Below are 21,285 nucleotides of genomic sequence, written 5' to 3' on the forward strand. Positions count from 1 at the left end.
CTGTAATCACAAGGTTTGCGCCTTCTTTTGCGTATGCTGTGGCAATTCCGTATCCGATTGAACCGCAGCTTCCGTCGCTCAAAACCGCTTTTCCACCGCCTGTTATGATTGCAACTTTATCTTTTAAAAATCCCATGTTTTCTCCCATAAAAAGTCAATAGTAAAACTGAAGTTTTACCATTGACTTTTTAAGTTGTTTCGCAACGAAGTGAGAAACAACCGATGATAAGAAAGTTTGCAACGCAAACTTTTAAAGATAAAAACAGACACTATTTTCGGCGGTTTTTATCTTATCTCCCATATGTTTTGCTTTTTTATCAGATAAAACTATCCAAGACTATTTTTCTGAAAGAATTTTTTCTGCCGCCTGTTCAACCGTCAAATTTTCAAACTGTTCGCGTGTGGCAAGTTTTTTTAATGTCAAAATATTTTTTTCAGCTTCGTTTGTTCCGATTAAAATTCCCCATGGAACGGTCTTTGCATCTGTTACTGCATATTGCTGCGCCATTTTTTTTGCTTCTGGAAAAACTTCTACGTTGATTCCTTTTTGACGCAATTTTTCTGCAACTCCCTGATAGTGAACTGCAAGCGATTTATCCATGCAGTAGATTTCTACATCGAGATAGCTTCCTTTTTTGCCTGTTTTTCCAAGTTGCTCAAGCCCTGCAAGAAGACGGTCGAGACCAATTGAAGCTCCTACGCCTGGAAGTTTTGTTTTTGTGTAAAGGCCTGCAAGGTTGTCGTAGCGTCCTCCGGAACAAACTGAGCCGATAGAGGGAAGTTCATTTAAGAAAGTTTCGTAAACAACACCAGTATAATAATCAAGTCCGCGCGTAATCGAAGGATCCAAAACGTAAGTTGCTTCAATTCCTGCCGCCTTCATCATATTGTAAATATCGCGCATTCTCTTGCTGTCGCTGTCTTCTCCGCCTGCCATCTGCTCAATCATGTTCAAAGTTGAGTCAAAGTCGGTAGAGCCGGAAATATATGTCAAAATCTGGTCTGCTTTTTCTTCGGACTGTGTATATTCAACAAGTTCTTTTTTTACTTCTTCTTTTCCGACCTTTGCAAGCTTGTCAACTGAACGCAAAATGTCTTCTGATTTTTCTGCAACGCCGAGTTTTGCAAGAAAACGGTTAAAAATTCCGCGGTGGTTTACGTGAATCGTAATGTCTTTTACTCCAATTTCCGCAAGTGCTGCGCGCATAATGCTCAGAATTTCAAAATCAGCCGCAGCCGAATCCGAGCCTACCGTGTCAATGTCGCACTGTATAAATTCGCGGTAACGTCCAGCTTGTGGTTTTTCACCACGCCAGACCTTTGAAAGATGATATCTTTTAAAAGGAAAATAAAGCTCGCTTTCGTGTTCTGCTGTAAAACGCGCAAAAGGAACAGTCAGGTCAAAACGCAGGGCAACATCACGTTTTCCGTTGTCCAAAAATCTAAAAACCTGTTTTTCTGTTTCACCGTTGGATTTTCTCAAAAGAATTTCAGAATATTCGAGAACCGGAGTGTCGATAGGAACAAAACCGTATGAGCGGTAAACCTTTGTAATTTTTTCCATAAGTCCGGAACGTTCAATTTCATTTTCCGGTAAAATGTCGCGGAAGCCTTTAAGCACGCGCGGTTGAATTAGATTAGCCATAATTCAATATGATACAAAAAAAAAGCACTTTATACAAACAAAAAAAATTGGAGCGCATTTCCTGCCTGCGACCGTTCCTGCACAGTTACGCTGCCGCTTCATCCGCTTTGCGGACGCTTGCGCGCTGTTTCGGCACGGGCTAGACTTTGTTCCTTCATGAACAGTTTTTTTGTCCGCACCTTTTTGTCGTTTCGTGTTCTTTTTTTTGGCCTTTATTCAGCAAAATCTTCAAAATTAACGCCAGAGCCGGCTTTTACTTTGTGTTTGAGTGTTTTTCCTGTAATTTCTTCAAGGAACTTCGGGCTTATTCCTGGCGTCAGAATCTTTTCTGTCCGCAAAACCGCAACATCTCCTTTTTTTATTTTTTCACCGGCTTTCATGTCGTTTAAAAAATGCAGGCTCCGGTTTGTGCGTCCGTAGTTTTGTTTTTCGGAAGGTGCAAGTTCTTTTTTTCCGCTTCCCAAAATTTTTTCGACGCGCTCTTTTCCGTAAGTTTCGCCCATCTGCCTGATTATTTCCATTTCGCCTTTTTCTGTTCCGTAATGCCTCAGAACTGCATCACTTTGATGAACTGTGTGGCACATAAATCCGAATTGTTCTGCTGTAAGCGCTACAGGATCGTCAAGTCCGTCTGTTTCTTTGCTTAAGGTTATGTGTTTTTCAATCATTTTTGCGCCCTGGCTTACCGCAATGCAGGGAACCAGAACAGGATCGAGGGAATGGTCGCTGACTCCGCAGTCGATTCCAAATTTTTTGCTGAGAGTTTTTATTACGCGCAGGTTGTATTCATCCTCTGGAGCTGGATAAAAAGTTATGCAGTGCAAAAGTGTAATTTTCTCTGTTCCCAAAATATCAATCGCGTTTTGAATGTCTTTTAGTTCGGAAACTCCGCTTGAAATTATTACAGGAACTATTTTTTTGCCGTTTTTTTTCTGTTCGCTGCGGTATTCTGCAAGTGCTTTTAAAAGCGGAAAATGGTTTAGTTCCGGGCTTGCAATTTTTACATAGTCTGGCTCAATTTTTAAAAGTTCTTCAAGAGATTTTAGTCCAAAAGGTGAGCATATAAATTTTACATTTTTTGAATGGGCGTAATCACTGCATTTTTTGAAAAATTCGCTTTTTACTTCGAGAGCCTTAAAACGGTCGTAAAGCCGCACTTTTCCACCAGGAAGCTCTACAAAACCTGTGTTTGGATGCAAAATTTCGTCAGCATAAACCCATTGAAACTTTACGGCGTCCGCTCTGGCTTCAATCGCTGCGTCCATAAGTTTTACGGCTTTTTCAAAATTTCCGCCGTGTGCTGTTCCGATTTCTGCAATTATAAAAGTAGAATTTCTCATAAAAGTCCTGTTTTTTATTCTTTTTATTTAATTGTAACATTTTAAACTGTTGTGGTAAAATGAAAGAATGTTAAAGAAACTTATAAAACTTTTAAAGGCTTTTAACGGCAATGTAAATCCTGGCGAAATCGCACATGCTTTTGCCTGCGGTGCAATTCTTGGTCTTATGCCAAAGAATAATCTTTTATGGTATTTGGTCCTGGTTTTTATTCTTTTTGTACGGATAAATAAACCTTCTTATCTTTTAATGATTTTGCTCGGCTCTGCTGTTTCGCCTGCTTTTGACGGTCTTTTTGACAGCATCGGATATTGGTTTTTGACGCTTCCTTCGCTTGCTCCTTTTTTTGCGCGTCTTATCGAAATTCCTTTTGCCGCATTCACAAAATTCAACAATACTGTCGTAATGGGAAGTTTTTTGTGCGGAATTCTTCTGTATATTCCTCTTTATGCATTTGCAAGACTTCTTGTTTTTGTATGGAGAAAATACGCGGCGGACTTTATTCGAAACTCAAAAATATTCAAAGTTATCAACAAACTTCCTTTAATTTCTAAAATTGCTTCAATGGCGGGAGAGCGGTAATGGCTGAAAAAACTAAAAAAATAAAAAAAACAAAGTCTCCAAAAATCGAAAAAAAATATCCGCGCTCAAAACTTCCTTCGATTTTTAAAAAAGCATATTCTTCTAAAAAGTTTGAAGGTAAAATAGAAAAAAAACTCTATGTTCCTGCCGATAAAACTTATGTTTCTTCACTTTTTAAGCAGTCGAAAGACAAAAAAGGCAGGGACGTTCTTTGTGTTCCTGCTGAAAGTGAATTTACAAAAAAAGAAATAAAGCGCCTTAAGCTTCTTTCAAAACAGATTAAGGCAAACAAAGGCAGAATAAAAATTGTTCCTTTTATTGCGGTTGCCACCGTAATTGCTGCGTTTGGAATTACAGTAACTATTTTTAAAAATCCTGTTGCAAAAATCGCGATTAGAAGCGGAATGCAGGGAATTTTTGGCGCAAAGTGCGATGTAGGTTCTGTAGATATTCAGTTTTTTGATTCTCATGTTACCATCGAAAACTTTGCCCAGGCTTCGAGCGATGATGAATTTAAAAATCTTTTTGAATTTAAACGGCTTGATTTAAATTTCAATCTGACAAATCTTTTGCAGGCAAAATTTCATGCTCAAAATATCGAAATTACTGGAATTGAGCTTGGAACAGAGCGAAAAACGAGCGGAAAACTTGCCGTAAAACCGAAAGATAAAAAAGAAAAGGCAAAGAAAAGCGATTCGACAGGTTTTTATGATTCTCTTAAAGAAAAAATCGGAACTGATCCAGACGCTGCAAAAAAAGCAATTACGGAACTTTTTACAATGTATGATCCGACGGCAATTGCAGAAAATGTAAAGGAAAATCTCCAGTCGCAAAAAGTTGCAAAAGAAGTCGAAGAAGAATTAAAGGTTCTTGTTGAAAACTGGAAAAATAAACCCGATGAGTTAAAAAAGAGTGTTGAAGAAGTTCAGAATGCAACAAAATCACTTTCAAATTTGAATGTTTCTAAGGTAACTCCAGCAGAAATTCCTTCTCTCCTAAAACAGATTGAAGAAGCTGGTTCTACCGTAAAAAAAGCAAAGGCTGATATGGAAACAACTCTTTCTTCTTTTGAAAGTGATCAGAAAAAAATAAAGCAGTTGCAGAAAAAACTTGAAGATTCAATTGCTTCTGACAAAAATCTTCTTTCTGCCCAGATTTCTGTTCTTGATCCAAAAAAAGCAAAGTCGGCTCTGAACGATTCTATAAACCAGGCAGGATACGCGCTTTTAGGTCAATATTATCCGTATTTAAAAGATTTGATTTCTTATGCTTCTTCAATGAAGGCTTCGGGGGCAAAGTCTAAAGAAAAAGAAAAGGCCAATAAAAAAGCAGTCGAAAAGGCAAAAAAAGAAAGCAAACGTTTTGCTGGTCGTTACGTTTATTGGAAAAAAGACACTGTTCCAAAGCTTCTTATCGAAAAAGTTCATGGTTCTGGTAGCGGAATTGAACTTTTTGCCACAAATATTTCAAGCGATATGAATAAGCGCGGCGAACCTTGGATTGTAAAGGGCAGTGTAAAGAAAAGTCAGTGCGTTCACAATGCTAATCTTACGGTTGATGCAAGAACAGGAACAAAAGCGCATCTTGTTGAAGCCGGATATTCTGGAAGTAACTTCCCTTTGACTCTCGATTTGTCAAAAAAAGGTGGTTCGGATGTTATTCCAAAATTTGAAGGAAAATCGACGGTCAGCGCATCCATTACTGCGGATTCGGATTTTAGTTTTTCTGGAAATGCAAGACTTAATATGAATCCTGCGACCGTAACTGGCGGAGAACTTGGCTCAGAAACTGCAACGAGAATTTACACGACCGCGCTAAAATCAATAAAGTCTCTTAATCTTGGAGCTGGTTTTTCTTTTAGCGAAAAATCAGGCGTTGGTTTAAAACTTGATACGAATTTTGATGCTCTTCTTGCAGATGCAATTTCTAGCGTTGCAAATGCCGAATTTGAAAATGTAAAAAAAGATGTGGCTGTAAAATTGAATGAGCAGATTGCTTCTTCAGAAACTGCAAAAAAATATATTTCTCAGTTTGGCGATATTTCTGCAAAACTTAACGGTCAGAAAAACAGTTTTGATTCTATTTCAAAACAACTTAATCAAAAACAGTCTGAACTTAAGAAAAAAACGGGTGATGCTGCAAAAAATAAGGCTTCTCAAGCCGCTTCAAATGCTGCAAGTTCTTTCTTAAAAGGATTGAAAAAATAAAATGCTAATATGCTGTTGATAACAGTTTTGTTTTATGTTAAACTACAAAATCTAAATTTGTTTGTATATTATAAAGCCAAAATATTGGCTTTTTATAGGAGTTATCATGTCAGGACACAGTAAATGGGCAACCATTAAACATGCAAAAGGTATTGCAGATGCTAAACGCGGTAAACTGTTCACAAAATTTATTAAGGAAATTTCAATTGCCGCAAGAATGGGTGGTGGAGATCCAAACTCAAACCCACGTCTCCGTACTGTAATCATTAAGGCTCGTGCAGCTAACATGCCTAAAGATAACATCGAACGTGCTATCAAAAAAGGTACTGGTGAAGACGGTGCAACATCTTACGAAGAACTTGTATACGAAGGATATGCTCCAGGCGGAGTTGCTGTTTTGGTTGAAGTTCTTACAGACAACCACAACCGTGCAGCCGCAGATGTTCGCAATATCTTTACAAAAGCCGGCGGAAACCTCGGAACTTCTGGTTCTGTAAGTCGCATGTTCCAGCGTAAAGGTACAATCGAGCTTGATGCTGAAAAAGTAAACGAAGACGAAGTTATGGAAACAGCTCTCGAAGCTGGCGCAGACGACATTGTAAACGAAGATGGAGTTATTACTGTAACTACAGCTCCAGATGCATTCTCTGCTGTTGCAGATGCTCTTGCTGCAAAAGGTTTTGAAACTCTTTCTGCTGATGTTGGCATGGTTCCAGATGCTTACACTTCTGTTGACAAGGATACTGCTGCAAAAGTTCAGAAACTTATCGACCGTCTTGAAGATAACGATGATGTTCAGAACGTTTACCACACAGCAGAATATCCAGAAGACTTTGAAATGGAGTAATCCTTAAAACTTTTTAATCAAAGTTTTGCAAAACCACGGGCTTTCCCGTGGTTTTTTTATGGCTTATGATTTTTGCTGTGTAAAAAATATTTTTCAGTGTGGTTTTATTTTGAAAAAGTTTGAAGAATTGCCTGGAACAAAAATTTTTGAAAAAACTGAAAGTTCTCCTGTTAAGGATTTGCCTAAAATCCGGCGTGTAATCGGTATTGATCCTGGTCTTGCAAACACTGGTTTTGGAATAGTTGATTTTTTTAACGGTCGCTACAGAATGGTAAGTTACGGTTGCATTACGACAAAAAGTACAGATGGTCTTTCTCAAAGGCTTTTAAAAATCGCTTCAAGTTTGCAGGCTGTGATTGATGAATTTAGACCGACAGAAGCTTCAATGGAAGAACTGTTTTTTGTAAAGAATATTACATCAGGAATTTCTGTTGCGGAGGCAAAAGGTGTTTGTACGCTGATTGTCGCACAAAATTGTATTCCTCTGTCAGAATATAAACCGAATCAAATAAAACAGGCTGTTACAGGAACTACAAAGTCGGACAAAAAACTTGTCGAAAAATATGTAAAAATTCTTCTTGGTTTGGAAACTGAGCCAAAACCAGACCATGCGGCTGATGCTCTTGCAGGCGCAATAACACATCTTCATTACAATTTAAAAATCTGCTAGAATAAAATTATGTTCAACTCTATTACTGGAACAATTACCGGCAAATTTCCAAAACAGCTTTTTTTAGAGAATAACGGCATTGAATGGGATATAAATATTCCAGATTCAAATCTTGACCTTTTGCCGCCTGTTGGCACGGAAGCTAAAATCTTTACGTGGATGCAGCATACAGATACTGTTTTTGCGCTTTTTGGTTTTGCAAACGAAAACGAGCGTTCTTTTTTTCTTGATTTGCTTAAAGTTGATGGCGTCGGTCCTAAGGGAGCTGTAAAAATTATGAGCAGCGCTCCTTCTTCAACTCTTATGGATACTCTTGAAAGCGGAGATGTCGCCCTTTTGGAAAAAATTCCTGGAGTCGGCAAAAAAACTGCTGGAAAAATGATGCTCGCTTTAAAAGGTAAGCTTACTTTGCACGAAGATTTGCAGACATTTACCGTTCCTAAGTCTAGCGTTTTTTCAGATGTTATTTCTTCGCTTGTGAGCATGGGATATGACAGAAAAACTGTTGAACAGAAGGTTGCTGAACTTTCTTCAAAACTTGAGCCAGACTTTAACGGAAAATCTCAAAAAGAAAAAGAAGATATGATTTTTAGAAAAATAATTGTGGAGCTTGCGTAGATTATGGACAGCATTGACAGCGAAACAGATTTTTCGGCAATTGTAAGAGCGGACTTAAAAGACGATGAGATTCAGGAAAATTCCCTGAGGCCTCAATTTTTGTCAGATTTTCTTGGGCAGGAGTCTGTTAAAAAAAATCTTTTTACTTTTATTCAGGCGGCAAAACTTCGCGAAGAACCATTAGATCACCTTCTTTTAATCGGTCCTCCTGGTCTTGGAAAAACAACTCTCGCTCAAATTACAGCTCACGAGCTTGGCGTTGATTTTAAGGTTACGAGCGCTCCTGCTTTGGACAAACCTAAGGATTTAGCAGGAATTCTTTCAACTATAACTCCGCGGACTGTTTTTTTTATTGATGAAATTCACCGTCTAAAACCTGCAATCGAGGAAATGCTTTACATTGCAATGGAAGATTTTGAACTTGACTGGATTATCGGGCAGGGCGCGGCGGCAAGAACTGTCAGAATTCCAATTCCTCCTTTTACTCTTGTTGGCGCAACGACAAAGGCTGGTTCGGTTTCCAGCCCTTTAAGAAGCCGTTTTGGTTTTATTCCCAGATTTGAATTTTATACTCAAAAGGAGCTTTCTTCGATTATTCATCGCAGCGCAGGTATTCTTGAAGTTTCAATTGATGATGATGCGGCTCTTCTTTTGGCAAAATGTTGCCGTGGAACTCCACGCGTTGCAAACCGTGTCTTGCGCCGTATGAGAGATTTTGCTCAGGTTGAAGGCCATAATAAAATCACCTTAAAAATTGTCGAAGAAGGTCTTAAGCGTTTGGAAATTGACTGCCTTGGACTTGAAAAATACGACAGGGAAATTCTTCTTTCCATAATTAAAAAATTTGGTGGAGGTCCTGTTGGCGCAGAAACTCTTGCAATCAGCATTGGAGAGGCGCAGGACACTCTTGAAGATTATTATGAGCCGTATTTGATTCAATGCGGTCTTATTCAGCGGACTCCGCGCGGAAGAATTGTCACTTCAAAAGCCTATGAGCATCTCGGTCTTAAAGCAAAAGATAATTCAAATGGACAGGCTTCCTTGTTTTAATTTTTATAAAAATTAGATTTTTATTGGAGAAATATAAAAAATGAAACTTAGTGATTTTAATTTTGATTTACCTGAAGAACTTATTGCTCAAAAACCGTCTGGAATTCGCGGTCAGGACAAGCTTATGCTTTTAAACCGCGAAACTGGCGAAGTTCAGCATTTAAAAATGGAAGATTTGCCAGATTTAATTTCTCCAGACACATTGATGATTTTTAACAATTCTAAAGTTCGCCGAAGCCGCTGCTATGGAATAAAAATGAGCGAAAAAGAAGGGCAGGGTGGACGTGAGCAGGAATTTATGTTTTTAAATCAGATGACTCCAGACTTAAAAATCTGGCATACGATGGTAAAAGGTGCAAAAAAAGTAAAACCTGGAAACAGATATTCTTTTTTTGACGGAACAGTCGGAACGATTATAGAAAATGAAGGTGATGAAGGTTCTGAATTCCGTACTGTAAAGTTTGAAATTCCTCTTGATGACAACTGGTTTGAAAAAAACGGACATATTCCGCTTCCTCCGTATATTCGTCGCGAAGACGATGATACAGATTCGGAACGTTACCAGACAATTTATGCCAAAGAAACTGGAAGTTCTGCTTGTCCGACCGCCGGGTTGCATTTTACCCAGGAAATGTTTGAAAAGCTTGATGCAAAAAAAATCGAACGCTGTTTTGTAACTTTGCATGTCGGACTTGGAACTTTTCTTCCTGTCCGTTCTGAAAATATTGAAGAGCACAAGATGCACAAGGAAGTCTATTCTATTCCTTTCGATGTTGCTGAAAAAATAAACCGTGCAAAAAAAGAGAGGCGTCCGATTCTTGCTGTCGGCACAACTTCCGTCCGGACCCTCGAATCGGCGTCAGACGAAAAAGGTTTTGTAAAAGGCGGTTCTGGTGCAACAAGTATTTTTATGTATCCAGGATATAAGTTTAAGTGTGTAAACCAAATGTTTACGAATTTTCATACTCCAGAAAGTACTCTGATTATGCTTGTGAGCGCCTTTGCTGGCCGTGAGAATATCTTAAATGCCTACAAAAAAGCCGTGGAACAAAAGTATCGTTTTTTTTCTTACGGTGACTGCATGCTTATTAAGTAAGCTGTTCAAGTGAATATTTTACGAGATTTAAAAACTGCGCTCTCAGAATCGGCGGAACTTGCTTGTCTTGGCAGATTTCGTCGTAGAGTTTTTCTGCCGCTTCTACAAAATCGAGGATCGTGTTTTCGCTCAAAGGAAGACTGGCTCCTAAAAGCCTGTTTTCGAGCTCAAGGCTACGCAGAGAAAAAGGTCCTGCGAATGCTATTTTGAGATTTGCAATTTGATTTTTTACAGTGTCCGCAAGAAAAACAAAGGAAGCGGAATTTTCGGTTATAAGGTGGGCAGGCCCAAGTCTTTTAAAAACGGCAACTTCCCACTCTCCAAGCGGAAGAATTATTTTTGAAAGAACAAAATTTTCAGGAACTTCGCTGAATTTTGTCATTGGAAGGTAAATTGTTTCCGTTTCGCTTTTTAATTCAAGCTTTGCGTCAAGAGCGACAAGCGGAGCAAAGAGCGTGTACCTGTAGTTTTTTGCGCAGATGTTTCCAGCAAGGGTTGCAATATTTCTAATGTTTGTGTTTGCAATTGACTTTACGGCTTCGTAAAAAACAGATGGAAGTTTTGCCGGATCGATTTCGAGAATCTGTGAAAGTGTAATTTCCGGACCAAATTCAAAAAAACGTTCATGTTTTATTGAGTAATTTAATTCGCGAATATTGCGGACGCAAAGTGAAATTTCTGGAAGTTTTTTGTCTTGTGTACAGCCACTCATAAGCTGAATGTCTTTTATCGATTTTTTTTGATAAAAAATATCGTTCAGTGTCTTTGCGTAATAAATCTGCTTAGATTTTAACATTCTTTTTTCTTCCTTCGCGTTCGTGCCGTGCTGCGGTTGCATAAAGAATTCCGTTCATAAAAACTCCCTGTTCCGTACAGGCGCATTTATCTTCCGTCGTAAGTTCAATTAACTGGGCTTTTGTCGGACGGTAATTGTCTTTTAAGAGCCTGTAAACCGAAAAATACTTGAACGAATTGCAATATCCGCACAAATTCATTCCGGCTTTTAAAAAACCTGTTTCAATGTCCTTATATTCTTTTGATTTAGAAAAATATTCAAGTGTTTCTATTGTGCAGTCTTTTACGATTCCAACGGGAATCAGACAGCTTGAAACAGGTTTGTCGTTAAGAAGAACTGTGCAAAAACCGCATTTTCCTGCTTCGCAACCGATTTTTACAGAAATCAGTTTTTGCTTTCTTAGTACGAAAAGCAGTTTTTCGTCCGGATTTTCATCAAGAATGATTTTTTTTCCATTTATTGTTACAGGAATTTTCATTTTTTTATTTTAACTCCGTCGTTTCTTCTGAATTTTTGTTTTCTTCTGCTTCTTTTTGTTTTTTCCAGTTTTCTTTCAGACTTTTTGTGAACTTAAAAACCGTATCCGTCTGAACTGGCATATTCGTAATTGTTTTTCCGACAGCCTGAGAAAGGGCAGAGGCATAAGCCGCTGGCAAAAGAGAGGCTGCAATGTCACCAAGTTGTTTTGGCTCATCGTTTGACTGCATAAATTGAATTGAAATTGAAGATACTGAAAGCTCATCATCTTCAACCAATTCTTTCAATCCTTCTTGAATTGAATTTTTGAGTGAAGTTTCTGCCGCGTGAGGATTTAAAATTTTTCCGGCATCGGCAATAAACCAGATTCCACGCAGTTGCGGTGAATAAGAAGCAGAATCAAGTTCAATTTCTGCAATCATTGCGGCAAAACTTGTGGAAGAAAACGGATACCCGCTGAACGTTTCTAAATCCCAGCTTTTTCTAGGATTTACAGAAAAATTCTTTTTTATTGTCACTGGAAATACTGCATCTGTCGTTTCTGTTTTTTTTGCAAGCTTTCGAACTAAGGCTTCGCAGGCTTTTTTTATAAGAACAGAATTGATTGAAATTGAGGCGTTTGTCGTCTGTGGATTTTCTGGTTCTGAGTCAATGCTGTAATTTGTGTTCAAAAAAATGTTTTCGGCAGGAAGTCCAGTAATTTCGGAAGCGGTTTTTTGCCAGATTTGCCATACATTTTTTGAGCTCGGCATTCCGCGGATATAAAGTTTTTGGTCTTTTGTGTAGGAAAGTTCAATATTCAGATTCTTTTTTATAAAATTTGAACCGAGGTAGGCAGTTCCTTCGTAAGCGCAGGCAAGCCCGATTCCTCGTAGTGGCGGTGCGTAAGGAGAAGCGTTGTCGTGGGTAAATCTGTAAGTGTCTTCCATTTTGTAAACCGCATTTTTTCGTAAAAAAGTTCCAGTTCGGCAAATGGCTTCGAGAGCCTCTTTTGATTTTCCTGTCTCGAGAATGATTTTTGAGCGGTTGTGCCTGTCTTCGATTTTTAGATTTAAAATACGCAGTTCAAGAGGGTCAATTCCTGTTTCGCGGGAAATTTTATTCATCTGATTCTCCACGGCATAAAATGCTTTTGAAGCGATTATTGAAAAATCGATCGATGAGGGAATTGAGTGGCTTTTGTAAATGTTTGAAGTAATTTTTATATTTGGACATTTGTATACTCCGATTGCGGCGATTGCAAGTCTGTCGGCAATTTCCTGTGCAAAAGGATTGTATGCTCCAGCATTCACGTGAATTAAAATGTCCATAGATTTTATGAGTCCGTTTTTTGCAACAGCGGTTTTGTGCCTGATTTTTACTGAAGATGTATTTTCTGCAAAAATTTGCTGTTCGGTTCTTGTAAATTCAAGTTTGACTGGTTTTTTGAGTTTTATGCAGGCGAGGGCGCACTGACAACAAATTAAGGTGTTGAGCCAGATGATGTCCGTCGTCTTTGAAAGAATTTTTGTTCTTGTTATGTAGATATTTTCTTCTGGAAAACCTGTTACCTCGGAAAGATTTTTTCTTAAATTGCTAATCCAAAGGTTTGGAGAAGAAACATAGAGGTTTTGACCTTTTATGCAGCAGAAAACTCCATTTGTTTCGGTGTAATTTTGAAAATTTATGTCGGATTCCCATTCTTCTTCAATCAGAGCGTCTTCTTCTTGAAGTTCGTAGTCCTGACCGTATTTTACTTCGCGTTGTGCAAGAATATTTGAGTTTTCATTTTTTTCTTCGTAGTAAAAATGCTCGTCAATATTCATTTTTATGTTTTTGCTCAGAATCCGCACAGTCTTTTTGTTTGAACCCGTAATTATTCCTATTGCCTGACCTGTGTAGTCAATATCTTTTTCGCAGAAAATCGGAATATTAGTTCCTGAAATTTTTATGTTTTTTTTGAACGGAAGGTCTTCGCGACTGTAAAAATTATAGCCTTCTGGCAGTTCTTCCGTTAGAATTTTTATGATTCGCCCTTTTGGAACAGGACTGCGCACGACTGAAGCGTAGAGCATATCATCTTCAAAAATGTCCGAATAAAATTCGTCTGAAAAGATGAGTGTGTTTTTTGGAAGAGTTTTTCTTTTAGCGCACATGGAACTTTTCTCCAGTAGATTTTACTGTTTTTATGACGTAATCAGCCATTTCTTCGCTCATATCAGGCCAAAGAGGCAGTGTAATCGTATTTTGGTAATGGTGCTCGGCATTTGGAAAATTTTCCGCTTTAAAGTCGGGATATTTTTTCTGCCAGTACGAAAAATGGAAGATTGCAATAAAGTGCATTGAAATTCCAAGTCCGCTTTTCTGAAGCTCTGTTGCAAATATATTTCTTGTACAGTTTAATTTTGAAGGATTTATTTGAATCAGATAAAGATGCCAGGCGTTTCCTTCGCCGTCCGGAGGTAAAGTCAAAAAATCACAGTCTGTAAAAGCTTTATTGTATTTTTCAACGATTTTTTTTCTTTTAAATTCAAACGATTCTGCTTTTTTTAGTTGAACCCGGCCGATTGCACTCAAAATGTCTGGAAGATTTGCCTTAAATCCTGGAGCTATAATGTCGTATTCCCAAGAAGCCTTGTCGCTTGTGTATCGATCCCAGGCATCTCTGTCCATTCCGTGAAGCCTCATCTGGCTCATTCTTTTTGCAAGAAAATCGCTGTTTGTTGTAACCATTCCGCCTTCGCCAGTGGTGATTGTCTTTGTCGCATAAAAAGAAAATATTCCTGCGTCGCCTAAGGTTCCTGCATAGCCGTCTTTTGTTTTGCTTGGAAATGAATGGGCACAGTCTTCAATGACGAAAATTTTGTTTTGTGGAGTTGAATACTCTTTTGCAATGGCACAGATTTTTTTCATATTGCACAAATTTCCTGCAATGTGAACTGGAACAATTGCAGCAACAGTTTCTATTTTTCCGTCTTTTTTGAGTTTTTCCAAAACAGACCTGATTGAATCTGGCGATATTGAATATGAATTTTCTTCAATATCTGCAAAATAAACGTCTCCATTCAGATGAACTGCACTGGCGGCGGTCGAAACAAAGGTGTAGGGCGTTGTAATTATGGCTCTTCCGCTTTTTACTCCGCAGGCTTCCATAGCAAGAATCATTCCGTTTGTATTTGAATTGACTGCAAGAGCGTGTTTGCATCCTAAAAAATCAGCAAATTCTTTTTCAAAGTCGTGCGTTACTTTTCCTGTCGTAAGCCAGCCTGAATCAATAACACTGCAAACTGCATCTTTTTCTTCCTGCGAAAATGAAGGCTTAAAAAAAGGAACTTTTAATTCTGACATACACACCTGCCGTAATTTTTATAGATAACCTAAAGTAGTTTTTGTCGTTTTGTAATATTCGTCAAGGCTTGGAACGTCTTCTCTGAGATATTTTAGAAGAAGTTCTTTGTTTCTGAACGCTTCTGTGTTCTTTGAATTGAAAAAGCATACAGGTTCAAGTTTTTCGAGAAGCTGATCGAGCTTTTTATCTCCAAATTCCAAGTTTTTCAGTTCAAGGAGTTTTTCATATTCGGTTTTTTTAGGATTTTCTTCTTTTAGCCACAATGGTTCAAATGTTCTTTCGCCTTCGCGCGAACCGATTATTTTAATTTCAATGTCGCGTCCTGGTTTAAGTCCCGAAAATTTAATTATTTGTTCTGCCAAATCGTAAATTTTTATAGGTTCTCCCATATCCAATAGATAAGATTTTCCATTTTCTCCGATTCCTCCTGTTTCGAGAACCAAAGAGCAGGCTTCTGGAATTGTCATAAAATAGCGTTCCATATTTTTGTCTGTAACTGTTACCGGTCCGCCTGATTTTATTTGTTCCTGAAATAAAGGTAGAATTGAGCCTCTTGATCCGAGTACGTTTCCGAATCGGACAAACATAAATTTTTGTGAGGAATTTGCTTTTTTTGAATATTGAAGAATGAGTTTTTCGCAGAGCATTTTTCCTGCTCCATAAACGCTCACTGGATTGACAGCCTTATCTGTCGAAATAAGCACAAAACGCTGAACATTGTTTTTTAACGCTGCATCCAAAAGATTTTTAGTTCCAAAAACGTTGTTTTCGATGGAAGCAACCGGATTTTCTTCCATCATTGGAACATGCTTATAAGCTGCGCAATGAAAAATCACGTCTGCCCGGGTATTTTTTATTATGTAGTCTACGTATTCACGGTCTTTCATGTCTCCGATAATCGGAACTACGGTTGCTTTTTCTCCAACCCCTTCCTGCTGCAAAACATGAAGCTCTCTGTAAATCTGTACGATTGAATTTTCTCCGTGTCCAAAAAGGTAGAGCCGTTCCGCACCACCAGAAAGAAGCTGTCTTGCAAGTTCTGAACCTATTGAGCCACCAGCTCCTGTAATAAAGACTCTTTTTCCGCGAAGATATTTTAAACTTTGATGAAGTGGAATTATGACAGGTGTCCGTCCCAATATATCTAGAGGATCTATTTCTCTTGTTTGTACGAAATGCGCCTTGCCGTCAATAATTTGGCTTACACTCGGAAGAATTCTGATGCGAGCAAAACCACATTTTTTTAAGGCTTCGTAAATTTCTCGTATTTTTTCTGTCGGCGCGCTTGGAATTGCAATTATTGCTTCGTCCAAGGGACCGCATTTTACAAGGCTTGCAACTTCCGCAATTGAGCCTAATACTGGGATTCCTTCGATTGAAGTTCCAATTAGTTTTTTTTCATCATCTAAAAATGCCGCCACCGAACCAAAAACTTTTTTACGCATCAAATCGCGGGCAATCATCTGTCCAGCAAAACCCGCGCCAATAATGTAAATTTTAGAATCAACTTTCTGCAGCATAGGGTAATTTTATCATTAACAGTGCAGATTTACAATTAGACAAAAATATTCAGATAAAAGTATGATTTTTTTTTCAATTTGTTTGCATAGATTAAATTTTAAATTTCTTTACAAATACAAAAAGTGGATTTAGACTAATCGATGTAGGATAAAAGTTCGCCTTTTTGACGAGCCTTATGTCAATTTCTAAAAAGTGCTGTTTAAGAAATTTTTTGCGCCGATTTCGGACAATAACCCAATAACCGCAGTAAAATTAATTTTTTAACGGCATTTAAATCAGTTTGTAGATTGTTTATCTGGAGGTATTTTTATGATAACTTTCTTTGCTGCGCTGGTGATTTTGATTGTAGGTTATATGATCTATGGCAAAATCGTGGAAAAAATCTTTGCACCAAACGATCATGCAACTCCTGCTGTTGCTAATCCTGATGGTGTTGATTATGTTCCTATCTCTACTGGAAAGGCTTTTTTAATTCAGCTTTTGAATATTGCAGGTCTTGGTCCTATTTTTGGCGCGATTTCTGGAGCCATGTGGGGACCTAGCGTTTACATTTGGATTGTCTGTGGTACTCTTTTAGCTGGGGCTGTCCACGACTTTATGTCTGGTATGCTTTCTGAAAGAAACGACGGTGCTTCTATTTCTGAAGTTACTGGAAAATATCTTGGTCCTTTAATGCACAATGTAATGCGTGTATTCTCAGTTGTTCTTCTTGTAATGGTCGGCGTTGTATTTATGGTAGGACCTGCTGGTCTTCTTGCTCGCCTTACTCCTGAATGGCTTGATATAAAGGTTTGGACTGTAATAATTCTTATTTATTACTTCCTGGCAACACTCCTTCCAATCGATAAGATTATTGGTCGTGTTTATCCTTTGTTCGGAATCCTGCTTATTTTAATGGCAATTGGTATTGCAATAGGAACAATTATTCATTCTGGTGAGCGACCAATGATGGAACTTACACTGAAAAACCTGTTCCCTGGAACTGTAGACAGTGTGACTGGAAAAGTTACTGGTGTTCGCCCGATTTGGCCTCTGATGTTTATTACAGTTGCCTGTGGTGCTATTTCTGGTTTCCATGCAACTCAGTCTCCAATTGTTTCCCGCTGTATTAAAAGCGAACGTGAGGGACGCAAGATTTTCTACGGTGCAATGGTTGCTGAAGGTATTATTGCCTTGATTTGGGCAGCTGCTGCAGTTGCATTCTTCTGGAATAAAGACGGCGCAGGAACTGGACTTTCCGCTTTGAAAGCTATTGGTGGAGGAAACTCAAATTCTGTTTATGACATGTGTGTTGCCCTTCTTGGAAAATTCGGCGGTCCAATCGCATTGCTTGGTGTAATTGTATGTCCAATTACTTCCGGTGATACAGCATTCCGCGGTGCCAGAATGACAATTTTTGACTGGTTTAAACTTGATGAGAAAAAAATCCGTGTTCGTCTTTCTGTTGCGGTTCCGCTTCTTTTGATTGGATATGGAATTTCATTTATCAACTACAATGTTGTATGGAGATACTTCTCTTGGTCTAACCAGACTTTGGCAATGATTGTTCTTTGGGCAGCTTCTGTTTACCTTGCGACAAACTACGGTCCAAATCCAAACCGCTGCTGGCTTACTGTTGTTCCTGCGACATTTATGTCTGCTGTAAGTATTACTTACCTGCTTTATGCTCCAGAATGTTTTAACCTTGGAGCGCATGGTGTAACAGGTCTTACGGTTTCTTATGTTGGTGGCGTTGTTGTTGCCTGTGTTTTCCTTGCAATTTTCTTGCTTACTACTTACAGAAATCCTGCAAAGAGTCTTGAAAGACAACAAAAAGTAGACATTAGCCGTAAAGCTGAACATTAGACTGGAAGATTTTTCTGAAAACTAAAGTTTTTAGAAAATATTCTGAACAGGCCGACTGTAATAAATGTTGCAGTCTGAAGTTTTGAATTGCCCTGTATGTTCTTTTTTATAGAATGTACAGGGCTTTTTTTGAAATCTTTATGTTTGTTTTTACTTTCTTTGCTAGCCCGGATCGCCACGGAAAGACCGGACGAGCAAAGCGAGGAGGACTTGCAGTAAGAGCCGGATAAGACATGAAATATGCTCCAATTATTTACTTTGAAATAAATTAAGCACAGAAGTAAAAATCAACTAGACTAAAAAAAAAGAATTTGATAGTATATAAAAACTGTTTAGCTTCCCTCTAGACAGTACATAACTTTGAAAATCAAGTTACAGTTTCTGCGCGGCTAGTGGAAATTTACACTTGATGATTTTTCAGGAGCATTAAAATGGCTACAAAAAAAGGTCCTCGTTTTAAGGAATGTAGAAGACTTGGTGTAAACGTATGCGGACACCCAAAGGCTATGGAAAGAGCAGGGGCACCGGCTTTTAAGAAATCAAAGAAAACTTCTGACTATGGTCTTCACTTGATCGAAAAACAGAAAGTAAAGGCTTACTATGGTATTCTTGAACGCCAGCTTCGCCGTTACTTTGAATTGGCAACAAAATCATCAGAAATGACTGGTGTTGCTTTGCTTGTTTCGCTTGAAACACGCCTTGATAACCTTGTTTACCGCCTTGGATTTGCTAGTTCAATCCGTATGGCTCGTCAGATGGTTTCTCATCGCCACATTGAAGTAGACGGAGTAAAAATCAATATTCCATCATACTCTGTAAAAGTTGGACAGGTTATCTCTTTGGTTGAAAAAGCACAGAAGAGCGAACAGTTCAAAAAATCATGGCTTTCAGATACAAAGGCAAAATTTGACTATCTTGAACGCGATGAAGAGAAGTTCTCTGGAAAACTTACACGTCTTCCACTCCGTGCAGAAATCCCTGTACAGATTAATGAACAGATGGTAGTTGAATACTACTCAAAGTAGTTTAACCGGCTACTTTTTAAGACCGTCAGTTTTTTGCTGGCGGTTTTTTTTTATGTCTTATGATTTTTTTTTATTGATTTTAATTCTAAAATAATTCTAAAAAACTAAACATTGAATTTTTCTTTTCCGATATTTATAAAGAGATGAAAAAAAAATTACTTTTTGCTTTTACATTTTTATTTTTTCTTTCAGCGATTTATTCTAAAAACATCAATTTTCAGGTGGTTCAGAATAATCCTGGGTTTGATACGGTTTTTGCCGTGTCGAACCTTTTTGAGCAGGCTTTGTCCGATTTTTTCTTTGAATCAGGACATATTGTTTCAAATTCGCCTGTTTTTATAAAAGAAGATTCTCAGTCGGATTTTGCTGAATTGAAAAGGGCTCTTGCCGACACTTTGCTTGGCGGAATGGATGTTCTTGTCAGGCTTGAAATAAAATACGACGAAAAAACTGCAAATAGTGCCACTGCTCTTTTGCCAAATTCTGTAAAAAGCGTAAGTTGGAAAAATTATAATCCAAAAACTGGAAAGATTATTTCTGACGGGAGTATTTTTCCTGAAAAAGTTGATGCAACTAATGACAACGAAGCTGAACTTTATAAATTTGCAAGTTCTGTTGCGGCTAAAGTTAGTTCAACATTAAAGAGTTTAAAATAAAGGGGACGGATATGAAAAAAATTCTTTCATTGGTATTTGCTGTATTTACTGTAGCAACGATTTTTGCGGCTGCTAGGCCTTCTGTTGACGGAAGGGCAGTTGTCTGCGAAGAAGGTGAAATGCCGAAAGGTTTATTTGCAAAGACTATAGGTTATTTGCCTGGCGACAGCGTGACTGTAACAAATCCTGCTAACGGTACGACTGTTGACGTCCTTGTTTTGGGTTCGATTGATTCTGGAGAGGGCGTTGCAATTTTGCTTTCTGCAGAAGCGGCCGAAAAACTTTTGATAAAAAAAGACTCGAATGTTCAGGTAAAAATTACCAGACGCACTGGAAGTATTGATGAAAGTGTTTCTGGAACTGCTGTTTTGACAGAAGAAAGTGAAGAAAATGTTTCTGAATCTGAAGAAATTAATGATGCGGTGGAATTCGAAGAAACTGAAACTCCAGTTGAAGAAAATAAATCTTCGGAAACTGATTCTGAACTTGATGAGTGTGAAACTCCTGTTGATGATAAGGAAACTGTAGAGTCAGAAAGTAGAGAATTGGTAGAAGAAAATACTGAGCTTGAAGCCGAACCTGAAGGTCTGGAAGAAAAACCAGAAGATATTGAAAATGAAAATTCTGAAGTTTTTGACGCCGATTCGTTTGATGAAGAATCTGAAACTCCGACGGACGAACAGGAAGAAGATCTTTCTGAGTCTGTAGAAAGCGAAGAACTTTCTGAAATAGAAGATAAAGATACAGAAAATTCTTCCGAAGAAGATAATTCTGAAAAAATCGATGCTCCTGCTCCTGAATCTCAGAAAGAGGCGGAATCTGAAGTTGTTGACGAAGAGAAACTGGAAAACTTGGAGTCTAAAGAAGATCCTGCTGACTCAGAAAGTTTTTCTGGATATATTGAAAATGTAGAAACTGAAACTAATAGCGGTGTAACAGAAGATAAAGAGCAGTCTGAGCATTTTGAAACTGAAGCTCTTGTGAATGTTGATGATACTGAAACTTCAGAAAACGTTTCTCTTGCAGAAGATACAGTGGCAGAAGAATATGCTCCGATAGTGCTTACCCCTTCTGCTCTTAATCCGCCAGAAACAGAAAATAAAAATATTGAAGAAAAATCTGAAAATGAGACTCAGAAAGAAGTTTTTGTTCCTGAACAGACAGATGAGAATGATGAAAGAGTTTCTGTAGCGGAAGAAAATGCCAAAATCTCTGATTTTGAAAGTTTTTTAACGACAGATGCTGAGCTTAAAAAGGGGATGTACTATCTTCAAATTGCAACCCTTTCTAACGAAGAAAATGTTGCAAACCTTACAGAAAAATATGGTAAAAAATATCCGCTTGCTTTAATTAAACAGGAAGATAAAAATGCTTATAGAATTCTTGTCGGACCTCTTAATGCGGATGAATTTGGTATGATTAAAGAGCGGTTTGAATTTTACGGATTTAAGGATGCTTTTCTTAGAAAAATAAAATAAAAATTCAAAAAAATATGCTACGCCGGGGTGGAGGGACACGAAGTGTTTGTCGGGGCTGTCTCAAAAGTACGAGACAGCCTTCATTATTTTAAAGACAAACAAATTC

General features: G+C 38.1%; 18 protein-coding genes. 11 read left to right on the forward strand and 7 right to left on the reverse strand.

Features of this window, described 5'->3' with window-relative positions:
- Positions 1-337: 337 nt before the first annotated feature.
- Positions 338-1,645: a histidine--tRNA ligase gene (gene hisS, locus ACT6XC_RS08640; RefSeq protein WP_443741502.1), complete on the reverse strand. Its 1,308-nt coding sequence runs from the start codon at positions 1,643-1,645 to the stop codon at positions 338-340.
- Between the two features lie 212 nt (positions 1,646-1,857).
- The gene (locus ACT6XC_RS08645) at positions 1,858-2,985 is read right to left on the reverse strand and encodes an N-acetylneuraminate synthase family protein (RefSeq protein ID WP_443741503.1); all 1,128 of its coding nucleotides are present in this window, start codon (positions 2,983-2,985) and stop codon (positions 1,858-1,860) included.
- A gap of 67 nt (positions 2,986-3,052) precedes the next feature.
- On the opposite strand from ACT6XC_RS08645, the gene ACT6XC_RS08650 reads away from it, so the two are divergent.
- The 7 genes from ACT6XC_RS08650 (at position 3,053) to queA (ending at position 10,053) form a co-directional block, all read left to right on the forward strand.
- Positions 3,053-3,565: a TIGR03546 family protein gene (locus tag ACT6XC_RS08650; protein WP_443741504.1), complete on the forward strand. Its 513-nt coding sequence runs from the start codon at positions 3,053-3,055 to the stop codon at positions 3,563-3,565.
- Complete coding sequence (locus ACT6XC_RS08655; protein ID WP_443741505.1) at positions 3,565-5,772, forward strand: TIGR03545 family protein; 2,208 nt, start codon at positions 3,565-3,567, stop codon at positions 5,770-5,772. Before ACT6XC_RS08650 ends, ACT6XC_RS08655 begins: the two co-directional genes overlap by 1 nt.
- A 106-nt stretch (positions 5,773-5,878) precedes the next feature.
- Positions 5,879-6,619 carry a YebC/PmpR family DNA-binding transcriptional regulator gene (locus ACT6XC_RS08660; RefSeq protein WP_443738375.1) on the forward strand — a complete coding sequence of 247 codons (741 nt, stop codon included), beginning with the start codon at positions 5,879-5,881 and terminating at the stop codon, positions 6,617-6,619.
- A 58-nt stretch (positions 6,620-6,677) separates the two neighbouring features.
- Positions 6,678-7,289, forward strand: coding sequence for a crossover junction endodeoxyribonuclease RuvC (gene ruvC, locus ACT6XC_RS08665; RefSeq protein ID WP_443738374.1), 612 nt, complete (start codon positions 6,678-6,680; stop codon positions 7,287-7,289).
- A gap of 9 nt (positions 7,290-7,298) precedes the next feature.
- Positions 7,299-7,907 carry a Holliday junction branch migration protein RuvA gene (ruvA, locus tag ACT6XC_RS08670; protein WP_443741506.1) on the forward strand — a complete coding sequence of 203 codons (609 nt, stop codon included), beginning with the start codon at positions 7,299-7,301 and terminating at the stop codon, positions 7,905-7,907.
- A 3-nt stretch (positions 7,908-7,910) separates the two neighbouring features.
- Positions 7,911-8,957 carry a Holliday junction branch migration DNA helicase RuvB gene (gene ruvB, locus ACT6XC_RS08675; RefSeq protein ID WP_443738372.1) on the forward strand — a complete coding sequence of 349 codons (1,047 nt, stop codon included), beginning with the start codon at positions 7,911-7,913 and terminating at the stop codon, positions 8,955-8,957.
- A gap of 40 nt (positions 8,958-8,997) precedes the next feature.
- The gene (gene queA / locus ACT6XC_RS08680) at positions 8,998-10,053 is read left to right on the forward strand and encodes a tRNA preQ1(34) S-adenosylmethionine ribosyltransferase-isomerase QueA (RefSeq protein ID WP_443741507.1); all 1,056 of its coding nucleotides are present in this window, start codon (positions 8,998-9,000) and stop codon (positions 10,051-10,053) included.
- On the opposite strand, the gene ACT6XC_RS08685 is transcribed toward queA, so the two are convergent.
- From ACT6XC_RS08685 to ACT6XC_RS08705, 5 genes are read right to left on the reverse strand one after another with little or no spacing between them, the layout of a single operon-like run.
- Positions 10,046-10,849, reverse strand: a complete 804-nt coding sequence (locus ACT6XC_RS08685; RefSeq protein ID WP_443738370.1) for an FAD binding domain-containing protein — start codon at positions 10,847-10,849, stop codon at positions 10,046-10,048. The genes queA and ACT6XC_RS08685 overlap by 8 nt on opposite strands.
- Positions 10,836-11,327, reverse strand: coding sequence for a (2Fe-2S)-binding protein (locus ACT6XC_RS08690; protein WP_288583550.1), 492 nt, complete (start codon positions 11,325-11,327; stop codon positions 10,836-10,838). Before ACT6XC_RS08690 ends, ACT6XC_RS08685 begins: the two co-directional genes overlap by 14 nt.
- A gap of 4 nt (positions 11,328-11,331) precedes the next feature.
- Positions 11,332-13,461, reverse strand: coding sequence for a xanthine dehydrogenase family protein molybdopterin-binding subunit (locus tag ACT6XC_RS08695; protein WP_443741508.1), 2,130 nt, complete (start codon positions 13,459-13,461; stop codon positions 11,332-11,334).
- The gene (locus ACT6XC_RS08700; RefSeq protein WP_443741510.1) at positions 13,451-14,653 is read right to left on the reverse strand and encodes a DegT/DnrJ/EryC1/StrS family aminotransferase; all 1,203 of its coding nucleotides are present in this window, start codon (positions 14,651-14,653) and stop codon (positions 13,451-13,453) included. Before ACT6XC_RS08700 ends, ACT6XC_RS08695 begins: the two co-directional genes overlap by 11 nt.
- Positions 14,654-14,671: 18 nt before the next feature.
- A complete protein-coding gene (locus ACT6XC_RS08705) occupies positions 14,672-16,174 on the reverse strand; it encodes a polysaccharide biosynthesis protein (protein ID WP_443741511.1) in 1,503 nt (500 codons plus the stop codon).
- Between the two features lie 310 nt (positions 16,175-16,484).
- On the opposite strand from ACT6XC_RS08705, the gene ACT6XC_RS08710 reads away from it, so the two are divergent.
- The 4 genes from ACT6XC_RS08710 (at position 16,485) to ACT6XC_RS08725 (ending at position 21,179) form a co-directional block, all read left to right on the forward strand.
- Positions 16,485-18,020, forward strand: coding sequence for a carbon starvation CstA family protein (locus ACT6XC_RS08710; protein WP_443738366.1), 1,536 nt, complete (start codon positions 16,485-16,487; stop codon positions 18,018-18,020).
- A 431-nt stretch (positions 18,021-18,451) separates the two neighbouring features.
- Complete coding sequence (rpsD, locus tag ACT6XC_RS08715; RefSeq protein ID WP_078931204.1) at positions 18,452-19,045, forward strand: 30S ribosomal protein S4; 594 nt, start codon at positions 18,452-18,454, stop codon at positions 19,043-19,045.
- A gap of 143 nt (positions 19,046-19,188) precedes the next feature.
- Complete coding sequence (locus ACT6XC_RS08720) at positions 19,189-19,701, forward strand: hypothetical protein (RefSeq protein WP_443738365.1); 513 nt, start codon at positions 19,189-19,191, stop codon at positions 19,699-19,701.
- An 11-nt stretch (positions 19,702-19,712) separates the two neighbouring features.
- Positions 19,713-21,179: an SPOR domain-containing protein gene (locus tag ACT6XC_RS08725; RefSeq protein WP_443741512.1), complete on the forward strand. Its 1,467-nt coding sequence runs from the start codon at positions 19,713-19,715 to the stop codon at positions 21,177-21,179.
- The last annotated feature ends 106 nt before the right edge of the window (positions 21,180-21,285 follow it).

Source organism: Treponema berlinense (genome assembly GCF_052273165.1).
Taxonomy (GTDB): domain Bacteria; phylum Spirochaetota; class Spirochaetia; order Treponematales; family Treponemataceae; genus Treponema_D; species Treponema_D berlinense_A.